The 8,074-nt window shown below is 46.3% G+C and carries 8 protein-coding genes and 1 riboswitch; of the genes, 7 read left to right on the plus strand and 1 reads right to left on the minus strand.

The window, feature by feature from the left end; all coding sequences use genetic code 11:
* The 4 genes from I8U21_RS14555 to I8U21_RS15070 form a co-directional block, all read left to right on the plus strand.
* Window positions 1-521: polymorphic toxin type 17 domain-containing protein (locus I8U21_RS14555; RefSeq protein ID WP_232337694.1), on the plus strand; the 521-nt coding region annotated here is incomplete at its 5' end.
* A gap of 11 nt (window positions 522-532) precedes the next feature.
* Window positions 533-874: a hypothetical protein gene (locus I8U21_RS15060; RefSeq protein ID WP_220215038.1), complete on the plus strand. Its 342-nt coding sequence runs from the start codon at window positions 533-535 to the stop codon at window positions 872-874.
* A gap of 566 nt (window positions 875-1,440) precedes the next feature.
* Window positions 1,441-1,653, plus strand: coding sequence for a hypothetical protein (locus I8U21_RS15065; RefSeq protein WP_232337696.1), 213 nt, complete (start codon window positions 1,441-1,443; stop codon window positions 1,651-1,653).
* A complete protein-coding gene (locus tag I8U21_RS15070; RefSeq protein WP_232334064.1) occupies window positions 1,653-2,045 on the plus strand; it encodes a hypothetical protein in 393 nt (130 codons plus the stop codon). Before I8U21_RS15065 ends, I8U21_RS15070 begins: the two co-directional genes overlap by 1 nt.
* Window positions 2,046-2,392: 347 nt before the next feature.
* On the opposite strand, the gene namA is transcribed toward I8U21_RS15070, so the two are convergent.
* The gene (gene namA / locus I8U21_RS14570) at window positions 2,393-3,415 is read right to left on the minus strand and encodes an NADPH dehydrogenase NamA (protein ID WP_181732190.1); all 1,023 of its coding nucleotides are present in this window, start codon (window positions 3,413-3,415) and stop codon (window positions 2,393-2,395) included.
* 172 nt (window positions 3,416-3,587) lie between these two features.
* Window positions 3,588-3,689: riboswitch (purine riboswitch) on the plus strand.
* 153 nt (window positions 3,690-3,842) lie between these two features.
* Here namA and guaA point away from each other — a divergent pair.
* The 3 genes from guaA (at window position 3,843) to I8U21_RS14585 (ending at window position 7,944) form a co-directional block, all read left to right on the plus strand.
* A complete protein-coding gene (gene guaA, locus I8U21_RS14575) occupies window positions 3,843-5,381 on the plus strand; it encodes a glutamine-hydrolyzing GMP synthase (protein WP_181732191.1) in 1,539 nt (512 codons plus the stop codon).
* Window positions 5,382-5,412: 31 nt separating this feature from the next.
* Window positions 5,413-6,720 carry an NCS2 family permease gene (locus I8U21_RS14580; protein WP_198054187.1) on the plus strand — a complete coding sequence of 436 codons (1,308 nt, stop codon included), beginning with the start codon at window positions 5,413-5,415 and terminating at the stop codon, window positions 6,718-6,720.
* Between the two features lie 96 nt (window positions 6,721-6,816).
* Window positions 6,817-7,944, plus strand: a complete 1,128-nt coding sequence (locus I8U21_RS14585; protein WP_198054186.1) for a peptidase MA family metallohydrolase — start codon at window positions 6,817-6,819, stop codon at window positions 7,942-7,944.
* Window positions 7,945-8,074: the final 130 nt, after the last annotated feature.

Here is an 8,074-nt window from a genome sequence, read left to right on the forward strand (position 1 = left end):
CGGCACTCACAGTGCTTGGATACTTTGGAATCCCCAAAATTGCCCCTGCGGCCATGAAGGTATACAAAAAGCTGGATTGCCTGGTTTATGAACAACCAGCAGACAGCTATGTGGCCATGATGCTGTTGACAAGTGGTAAGAGTTGTGGAGATAAAGGGATTTCAAATACCGAATCAAAGACTGCTGACCCTTATGGTGGATATTATCAAAGGAAACAACAGAGAACCGAGGAATATCAAAAGAATATTACAAACCCTATAACCAAGGCGCAATTACCCAAAAAAGGAAAATTCAGATTTATTCCAGGAAAGGAAGTTAAGTATGATAAAAAGTTGGGAGGATATGTAGATAGATTTGGCAATGTGTGGAAAAAAGGACCCTATCATGGAGATCCCAATAAAGACTTTGATTTTGAATGGGATGTACAACTCTCAGAAAAAGGGTTGAAAAAATGGGGGCAATATACCAAAAATAATAAAAAGTATATCAATGTAACACCAGACGGTGAAATTTCACATTAACGGAGGGGAATATGTTTCAGATAAGTTTATTTATGGATTGTCAGAGTGAAGATGAAGCACTGATTGTATTAAACGATATAATGAAAAAAATTGAAAACTATATTGACTCATATCATATTGTTGAAAACGAACCCTATTGGAAAGTTGATGGTTGGTTTAAAATTACATGCAATGTTGAAACTTCAAGTGTTCTGGATCACCAAAAAGCAGAGGCCATACTTAACAAAATTTCAAACAAGTGGTCTTGGGATAAAGGAAGGATTTCTGCAGTTTCTAGTGCAAATAAAATGGGAGCAGTCTTTTGTAATACAAAACTGCGATTTTGCAATTGTTGGTTTGAAGACTTTGAATAACATTTACATTATTTCTATAGAAATTAAGATATTAGTGTTAAGAATTAAAGAATTAAGATGTATTAAGCAAAATGATCGATCTAGCAAATTAGCAGGATGAATTATTTGAAAGAATGTAACAAAAACTGAAGGGTAACTTTTCCGCATATTATTGTTATCTTTTGCAGGGGGATAACATAATAAAAATATTGATTGATGTTACAAGAATTAAAAACGGGAAAATATATTGATTGGATTAGAAGGGCAGTCATTTTTCAGGACTGTCCTTTAATATTGTAACCTTAGCAAAAAATACCCGCTAGTGCGTGGATGACAAGTGGTTATATTAATTTTTTCTTCCTATATATCCAAGAAGTGGAGAATCATATCCAACGCTTTATGTAATGGTTTACCTTTTGAATCTCTGGAAAATAATAAAAATGCGCGGCTTTACATATGGTTCGAACCATTTTAGGGTTCAGGTAAAGTTGGTGTTACAGGAACCCGAAAACCGGGGAATCGACCGTGTAAGATGGGGGGGTTTCGGTAAAGGAAATAACCGGGATCAGATGAGGAGGCAGAGGCGAATGGAACGTTTGTTTATCGCGGACAAAAAAGAGTTTGCGGAATCAAAGAAATGGGTTGATCATGTGTTCAACACGGAGCAGGAATTGCCGGAGAAGGTTTTTCAGAATCGTTCCACGGGTTCAAGTTTGAAGAATTTGATTGGGCGATGGGTGAAGCGTTTTGGCCTGTCCTTCAGGATTTGTGCCGAAAATCCGAAGATACTTATTGTCTGATGGGCGTTTTGAATCCGGATCCGGTCCGCTATTATTATAAAGCGTTTGGCCGTTTTTCCTGGGCGAAACTGCCGGTGGATTTATCAGCGGATGAATATTTTTCTGTACTGGCGCATGGACCTGCAAAAAGTCCTGCGGATGCAATCCTGTATCACTCTTATACTGTCGTGTGGGTGCCTCCGTCCGGAAAGTGGGGAATCTGGGGAGAAAGGGATATGGGGGTATGTGTGTTGGGATTTCGCGATGAGAAAGACCGATGGCATCGTCTGCCTTTCTTAAACCATTGGCATCCAATCAATGCGACGGTTTTTTCATGGATGAGTTTGAACTTTTCCCAACAACAACTTCCGGAAGCGTTTGTTAAAAAAATGAAATTGAACTACCCGGTATGAGAGGGGACTGACCATCCTTTTAAGAAGAAAAGAGGTTTTATCTTGTCTTTTTGCCGTTGCAAACTTGATGATATCGTATCTGTATATCAAAACATAAATATTTATTACAGAGAGAAAGATAGATGATTGATATTGCAATGAAAGCGGATCGAATTTGATATATTGCAAATTGGACAGAAATTGACAGGAATCCATGAGCATTTTGCCTTGTCGTTCGTTGTGTGGGAAATAGGTGTGTATTTGCATGATCCGGAGGTGATCAGCGAGCTTGCCGACCGTTTTCACCTGTTTTATGCAACGTTAATCATTTTCAAAAAAAAAAGAGGGGACCAACCCCTCCTCTTTTTTTATTTATAAGCCATCCGGTATTGTTCGGGACCGAAATAGGAAACATCACGGTTTCCTGCGGCATCCAGCACCCAGAAGGGATTGCGGAGCAATTCGCGTCCCAAGAAGACCAAGTCGGCCCGTTCATTTCCCAGAATATCTTCCGCTTGTTCCGGTGTGGTGACAAGGCCGACGGCACCGGTGGCTATGCCGGCTTCTTTTTTGATCGCTTCAGCATAAGGAACTTGATAACCAGGATGGATTTTGTCGGGTGCCACGGGCAGGGTTCCCCCGGAAGAAACATCGATGAGATCGACGCCCCATTCTTTCAGTTTGCGTGCCAAGGCAATGCTGTCTTCGATTTGGATCCCGTCCGGATGATGGTCCACTGCGGAGATGCGGACATAAAGCGGACGATCCGTTCCCCATGTTTCCTGAACGGCTTGAATCACTTCTTTGAGGAAGCGGGAACGGCCGTCCAGGTCTCCGCCGTATTCATCTGTGCGTTGATTGCTGAGCGGGGATAAGAACTCGTTGATCAGATAGCCGTGAGCGGCATGGATTTCTACGATGTCAAATCCGATTTCTTTTGCACGGCGGGCAGCATCGGCAAAGGCCTGGACCACGGTTTTTATGTCTTCAGTGGTCATTTCATTCGGTGTTTTGCTTTTATCGTCAAAGGCAATGGCACTGGGGGCAATGATGGGCTCATCGACCTCGGCTTTCCGGCCGGCGTGGGCGAGTTGGATGGCGGTTTTGACACCTTGGCTGTGGGCAAAGTTCACAATCTCTTTCAACCCTTCCTTTTGCCCGTCGTTCCACAGTCCCAAGTCACGGGAGCTGATCCGTCCGCGGCTTTCCACGGCCGTTGCTTCGATCATGATCAAGCCCACTTTTCCCAGTGCACGGGTGCCGTAATGGACACGGTGGAAATCAGTGACTTTTCCATCTTCGCCAGCGGAATACATGCACATGGGTGACATCACGATGCGGTTGGGCAGTGTGACATTTTTTTGCGTGAATGTTTGAAAGATCGAGGACATCTCTGTTCACCTTCTTACCTTCCTTTTTTATTGTTACTTACTAAAAATTATTATACATGTTTAATAGTTGATTCGCTATATCCATTATGGATTTGTGCAAGAATAGATAAAACCAAAGGGATGAAACATAAAACTGTTGACCGCATTAAAACGGCTTGTTATGATTATGATGATTTTTGGCTAAGACTTTTGCCGTATATGTTTGGGAATAGGGCCCGAACGTTTCTACCCGGCCACCGTAAATGGCCGGACTACGGCGAATAGGTCTTCGGGAATCCTATATGTTTTCTTCATTTCATTTCCATTCATCATGAAGAATGCAAAAATATGGTGAACCGGGGTCCTGTATCGCCGTGCGGTATGGGTGTCCCGGCTTTTTTATTAAGTTTGGCAAAAGTTTATTTCGCTGGAAGAGAGGTTGCGACGTATGGAAAAACCATTGGAACGAGTTGTCGTGCTGGATTTTGGCGGACAGTACAATCAATTGATTGCCCGGCGGATCCGGGATCTCGGTGTGTTTAGTGAGTTGTTGCCCGGGACCATTTCCGCCGAAAAAATCCAGGAGATGAAACCCAAAGGCATTGTTTTTTCCGGTGGGCCCTATAGCGTGTATGATGAAGACTCGCTCAAATGCGATCCCAAGATTTTTGAACTCGGTATTCCCGTTTTGGGGATCTGCTACGGGATGCAATTGATTGCCAGCCACTTTGGGGCCAAAGTGGAAAGGGCCAAAAAACGGGAATACGGGAAGTCTGAATTGGAAGTTGTTTCCGATTCCCCGCTCTTTAAAGGTTTGGATGAAAAAGAGCTGGTCTGGATGAGCCACAGCGACGTGGTGACCGGCGCCCCGTCCGGATTCCGGGTGGACGGAAAAACGGAATCGGCTCCGGTGGCGGCGATGAGTCTTCCGGAACAAAGGATTTATGCCGTGCAATTCCATCCGGAAGTTCGCCACACGGTAAACGGGAACCAATTGATTTCCAATTTCTTGTATGAAATTTGTGGTTGTGAAGGAAACTGGAGCATGGAATCGTTTATCGATCATGCCGTCCAAGAAATCCGCGAACGGGTTCAAGACCAAAAAGTGTTGTGCGCGTTAAGCGGAGGCGTGGATTCCTCGGTGGTTGCGGCATTGATCCACAAAGCGGTCGGTGACCAGTTGACCTGCATGTTCGTGGATCACGGTTTGTTGCGCAAAGGCGAGGCGGACAGCGTCGTGAAAACATTCGGGGAAAACTTCCAAATGAACCTGGTGAAAGTGGATGCCAAAGACCGCTTTTTGGGCAAGTTGAAAGGCGTTACCGATCCGGAACAAAAACGGAAAATCATCGGGAATGAATTTATCCGCGTCTTTGAAGAAGAATCCGCCAAGTTCGGGGATCACCGTTTCCTCGGGCAAGGGACTTTGTACACCGATGTGGTGGAGTCCGGGACGGACACGGTTCATACGATTAAATCCCACCACAATGTCGGCGGTCTGCCGGAAGACATGAAGATGGAATTGATTGAGCCGCTCAATACGCTCTTTAAAGATGAAGTCCGGAAAGTCGGGGAAGAACTGGGGCTTCCGGCTGAAATTGTCTGGCGTCAACCTTTCCCGGGGCCGGGACTGGGAATCCGCGTGATTGGCGAAGTGACCGAAGAGAAATTGGAAATTGTCCGTGAAGCGGACGCCATCTTGCGGGATGAAATTCAAAAAGCCGGTTTGGACAAAGAGATCTGGCAGTATTTTGCCACTTTGCCCGACTTCAAAAGTGTGGGAGTCATGGGCGATGTCCGGACCTATGCTTACACGGTGGGAATCCGTGCCGTCACCTCGGTGGACGGGATGACCGCGGATTGGGCGCGCATTCCGTATGATGTGCTGGAAAGAATTTCAAACCGCATCATCAATGAAGTTGAAGATGTAAACCGGGTGGTCTACGATATCACTTCGAAGCCGCCATCAACCATTGAATGGGAATGATCGGGAAGGAAAGGTAGAAATCATGTCAGTCATCCAACGTTTTTTCCATTTGAGCGAACATAAGACCGATGTGAAGACCGAAGTGCTGGCCGGTGTGACCACGTTTTTCACGATGGCGTATATTTTGCTGGTTTCCCCGTCCATGATGGGGCAGGCGGGAATGGATATGGGAGCCGTTTTTGTGGCAACGGCTCTTTCCGCCGCCGTCGGCACATTTTTGATGGGGGTGATTGCCAATTACCCCATTGCGCTGGCTCCCGGATTGGGATTGATCGCCTATTTCACTTTCACGGTCGTTTTGGGCATGAAAGTGCCCTGGCAAACGGCACTGGGAGCCGTCTTTATATCCGGAATCATCTTTTTTCTGTTAACCGTGACGAAAGTGCGCGAGCTTATCATCAACTCGATTCCCTCCGGGCTGAAGTATGCCGTTTCGTCCGGGATCGGGATATTTATTGCATTCATCGGCTTGAAAAATGCCAATGTCATTGTGGATTCGGAATCCACGTTTGTGATGATCAATCCGCATCTGACGGAAAAACCGGAGATCTTGCTTACCATCTTTGGTTTGTTTATCACCACGGTATTGATGGTGCGAAAAGTGAAAGGCGCGATTTTTATCGGCATGTTGATTACCGCGGTGGCCGGAATGATCACCGGTCAGGTTCAGGTGCCGGCCGACTTTTTTGCCCTGCCGCCGAGCATGGCGCCGACTTTTATGAAGCTGGATGTTCCGGCAGCTTTGGAACTGGGTCTTTTTACAATTGTTTTTGCTTTCTTGTTTGTGGATTTATTTGATAATGCAGGGACGCTGGTGGGAGTGGCCAGCCAGGCCGGACTGCTGAAAGATAACAAACTCCCTCGTGCGGGAAGGGCACTGTTTACCGATTCGGTGGCCACCATGTTGGGAGCCGTGTTCGGCACTTCCACCGTGACTTCTTATATTGAGTCTTCGGCGGGAGTGGCCACCGGGGGACGCACCGGGCTGACATCGGTTGTCACGGCGGTCTGTTTTTTGGGAGCTTTGTTTTTCTACCCGTTGATTGAGTCGCTGGCCTCCGTTTCGGCCATTACTTCGCCGGCATTGGTCATTGTGGGTGTGTTGATGGCCGGAAACTTGAAAAAGATTGAATGGGATGACCTGAGTGAAGCGATTCCCGCATTCATCACGGTGATCTTTATGCCGTTGACTTTCAGCATTGCAACGGGAATCGCCGCCGGCTTTGTTTTTTATCCTTTGTGCAAGCTGGTGGCCGGCGAAGGGAAAAAAGTGAATGTGATTGTTTATATTTTGGGGATTATCTTTGCTTTGCGGTTTATCTTTTTGGGAGCCGTCTGAAGCAATGGACGAAGCTTTCTCCTGTTACGGGGGAAAGCTTTTTTCTTTGCATACTTTGTCTTTTGTTTCAAAGACTAAACGGAAAGGAGGAGAGTTATGTTTCGAAAATGTGTGGTGGCCGGGGTTTTCTGGAGCTTGTTCCTGTTGGTTTTGCCGGCGCAGGGGATGGCTCAGGAATCCTGCCGGAAGTTGGAGCCGGATGTTTGTCGTGCTGTTGGGCAAGTGATGAAACAAAAGGAGCAGGCCGTTCACAGCCGGAAACTTGACCTGTTTCTCCAAACCATCGATGCTGAAAATACGTTTTACAGGCAAGAGCAGAAGCGTTGGTTTCAAGATGCGATGAAAGAGGTGGATCCGGATTCTTTTCATTTGAATGTGCTGTCTGTGATGCCGGATCGGGACAAGACGGTGTGCGCCGTGGTGGAACAGGTTTATTCAGCCAAGGGAGAACCGGTGAGTGTCCGGTGGCCGGTCCGGTTGCGTCTGACACCCCGGGGGTGGAAAGAGTCGGACTTGGCTTTTGAACAATGGGGAGACCAAAAGATCACGGTTTATTACTCGGATCCGGCTTTAAAGATGAATGCACAGATTGCTTATCATACCTTGAAAAAAGCCGCCGGCAAACTGCAAAAGCGTTTGGATTGGCATCCGCAAAAAATGGAAGTGAAGCTGTATCATGATTCCGAGTGGTTTCGTCAGTCGGTGAAACCTTCATTGCCCCGGTGGGCCGGAGGATGGCATGAGGCCAATCAATCCATCAAGTTTTTTGCCGGACGCACGGCGCCGGATCAACTGGCTTTCGGAATGATCCATGAACTGGCGCACCAGGCGGTGAGTGATTTGACCAATGATAACGCCGCTTACTGGTTACAGGAAGGGGCAGCGATGTACTATGAAGCGCATTTGATGCCGGAGCTTCATGTGAATCATCATGTGGAATTATTGGAGAGAACGTGGCCGCTTGCGGATCTGGAAAACACGCCGTTGGAAAAATTGCCGGCTGAAAAAGCACACCAATATTATTTAAACAGTTATGTCCGGTACAGGCAGTTGGTCGGACAATTCGGGGAGGAAGGGATCCAAAAACTCTTTGCCCGATTGAAAAAGTTCCCTTATATCGATGAGGAGAGCGAACCGAAAAGAAAGCAGCTCAATCAAAGGACCCGCATAGCATTATCGGAGGTTTTTTGTAACGGAGAAAAAAATTTAAAAAAAAGGTGTTGACTTGTGTCGGGGAAGATGATAATATCATATTTGTCGCCGCGAGAGAGCGGCACAAACAAAGTGAAATGAAGTGTTCCTTGAAAACTGAAGAGTGAAGACATGACTCGTTAATTCTTGAGAGTTCATATCA

The sequence above is a fragment of the Thermoactinomyces sp. CICC 23799 genome (assembly GCF_016055145.1).
In the GTDB taxonomy this organism is placed as follows: domain Bacteria; phylum Bacillota; class Bacilli; order Thermoactinomycetales; family Thermoactinomycetaceae; genus Thermoactinomyces; species Thermoactinomyces intermedius.

Bases quoted from the DNA above. Each gene is read 5' to 3' on its own strand.
- I8U21_RS15060 (WP_220215038.1), top strand. From the start codon at position 533: ATGTTTCAGATAAGTTTATTTATGGATTGTCAGAGTGAAGATGAAGCA.
- I8U21_RS15065 (WP_232337696.1), top strand. From the start codon at position 1,441: ATGGAACGTTTGTTTATCGCGGACAAAAAAGAGTTTGCGGAATCAAAG.
- I8U21_RS15070 (WP_232334064.1), top strand. From the start codon at position 1,653: ATGGGCGTTTTGAATCCGGATCCGGTCCGCTATTATTATAAAGCGTTT.
- namA (WP_181732190.1), bottom strand. From the start codon at position 3,415: ATGTCCTCGATCTTTCAAACATTCACGCAAAAAAATGTCACACTGCCC.
- guaA (WP_181732191.1), top strand. From the start codon at position 3,843: ATGGAAAAACCATTGGAACGAGTTGTCGTGCTGGATTTTGGCGGACAG.
- I8U21_RS14585 (WP_198054186.1), top strand. From the start codon at position 6,817: ATGTTTCGAAAATGTGTGGTGGCCGGGGTTTTCTGGAGCTTGTTCCTG.